The sequence below is a fragment of the Rhizobium leguminosarum bv. viciae USDA 2370 genome (genome assembly GCF_002008365.1).
Classification (GTDB): Bacteria; Pseudomonadota; Alphaproteobacteria; order Rhizobiales; family Rhizobiaceae; genus Rhizobium; species Rhizobium leguminosarum.
In genome coordinates this window covers 1-2,418 of sequence record NZ_MRDL01000064.1, presented here as the reverse complement: position 1 = coordinate 2,418, position 2,418 = coordinate 1, and the positions used below count along the sequence as shown (strand labels likewise).

The following is a 2,418-nucleotide window of genomic DNA, read 5'->3' as shown; positions in this document are numbered from 1 at the left end:
GGAAAGCCGTGACCGCTGCAATTGCATGAGTTTACCGACAAGCGACTTTACGGCCGTTGATCAAACAACGTGACATCGCCTTTTCACGACTTTATGCATGCGATTCCACATTTATTAGCATTCGGCGCGAACCCGCCCCTGCACCAAACCTGCGAAAGAACCCTTGATTGTTGCCGCCTAAAGATTATCGACCTCGACTTGAGCGTTCTCTGCTTCTCGTGGAAGATGCTAAATCCGCTCGTGCGTTACTGCCGGCTAGCAAAGGCTGCGGGGCGGCGGTGAGGGAGTCGAGGGGCGGCGGCCGTTCCTCTTCACCCGATGCCGCCGCTGGCGCCTGGATGGTTTCCACGACGCCGCCCCCGCAATCGTAGCCGCTGTGATGATCATCGTGCATGCGCTGCGCTGTTGGGGACATGCCGATGGCGGTGCCGGAAGTACCGGAGACATGTGATATCTCGGCAGCGGGCAGAGCGGCTTCTCTGCCGCTGCACAGGAAAGCGTAGAGTTCGTCCACGCAAATGCGGGCGTCCTTCTTTTCTTTTTGAAAGGGCGGGACGAGGGGCAACCTGATATCGGCCTTTTGGTAGAAAGGACTGCGCTCTTCGTACAGCTGGTCAACCTTCTGCTCGATGTCGGCGCATTGCAGCAGCGGCCGGTTGGTGTCCCTCTTGAGGCGCCTGCGGAGCTCTTTCAGGTCGGTGTCGAGCCAGATCGACCTCGCCTTATTAAGGATCAGGGCTCTATTGGACTCCTCGGCAAAGCAGCCACCGCCGGTTGCGATGACGATGGGCCCTCTCTCCAGGCACTTGGCGAGCTCCTTAGCCTCCAGGTCCCTGAAGTACTTCTCGCCGCGGTCAGAGTCGGCGAACATCTCTATCAAATTGCCGTGCTCGGCGACGATACGCTTATCGATGTCGAGAAACTCCAACCCCAACTCCTTGGCAAGCCGGGGGCCGATGGTCGACTTGCCGCTCGCCGGCATGCCGACGAGCACGACCGGCCGCGTGCCGAGGGCCGCGAGGATCTCGCCGGCTTTCGACGAGCGAGCGCCCCCATCCTGTTTTCTTGCGACGCCGCGCGACCTGGAGGACCCTGCCACTCTCGAACTGCTTTCTCCTGACGAGCTAAAGTGTAATATCTCGAGGGCCCCACGGGGAGCGGGGACTTCGCCTTCGCTCTGCGCGCGCTCGGCCCGGTAACTGGCCGGCGTATGGAACTCGACCTCGAAGCGATAGTTCTGCGCGGTTCTGAACGCCGTGTGAACGCCCCGTAACCGCGGCGTGTCCATCCTGATGAACCAGTTGGTGGTCTCGACCTCGCTGCAGTCCCGCTCCTCGAAGGCCAGTGCCGCCTTCCTGAAGGCCCGCGTAAATGTCTCGTCCGGGATCTCGAAGACATGGCGCACGGCATTGGGGACCAGTTGGGCCTCCGGCGCCGAGCTCACGCTCTGGCCGGTCAACTCGTCGCCTATCCAGACCTGCCCGCGCGACCGTTGGTCAAGATGCGGCACCTTCACCTCGATGCCGTCCTGCCGCAAAAGCTCAGCAACCGCATGCACAGTTTCGGTAATCGCGCTTTCGAGACTGGCGCGCTCCAGTGCCCGTTCGCTGCTCAGCTTTATCCTGCTGGCGGGGTCGCCGTCGGCCGAGATTGCTAAAGCTCTGGGAATGATGCGCTTTTCGACGGCGAGTCTGATCGAGGCCTCCATGACCGAGGCCGCCAGCGTGGGATTGTCCTTCAGATCCGCCAGGCTGCCATCGACGTCGAACCGGCCCTGGTGGAGCTTATCCGCCTGCGCCTTGACATAGGGCGCCGACTTGAAGCCCGGCCTCCGCTCCAAGAGCCGCTGCAATTCGGCGGTTTTCTGTTTGAACACCAGCGCACCGGTATCGGACTTGTAGGCGTCCGTGCCAACCTTGATGCCGAGACTCAAAAAATTGATGGCGCTTTCATGCAGATCGTCCGGGTTGTAGCCGTCGGGCCGCGGATCGATGCGCGGCTGGTAGTGGTTGAGCAGGAAGTCGATGCGCTTCCTGGCGTCAGCGGTTGCCGGATAGGATTCGCTGAGTTTGGGGAAGAGCGCGCCGGCGTCGGCGCTGAAGGCAGGCTTCGCGCCGGTTGAAGCTGCGGAACGCGCTAACTGTTGCTTGACGTCCGACTGCTCATGAGCTGGCTCGCTATTGAGCTGCAGGTTCCAGTCCTGGAGCTCGGCCATTAGCAAGGCCGCCAGTTCGCGGGCGACCGGATGTCTGGCGGCCTTGCTGTCTTCCCCCACCCGGGCGATGAGCTCATGGAGGGTCTGGCCATCCGGCCGATCTTCCTGCAACAGTGCGCGGGTGTCGGCTTTGAGCTCAGGATGAATGCCCTCGTAGGTGCCGAAGATGGCACGCTCGGCAAACTGGCGTCGCGCCTCCAGCG

General features: G+C 61.8%; 1 protein-coding gene. It reads right to left on the bottom strand.

Going from position 1 to position 2,418, the window contains the following annotated elements:
• Positions 1 to 184 precede the first annotated feature (184 nt).
• A partial coding sequence (locus BS629_RS37425; protein ID WP_158081472.1) for a shikimate kinase occupies positions 185 to 2,418 on the bottom strand: 2,234 nt, incomplete at its 5' end.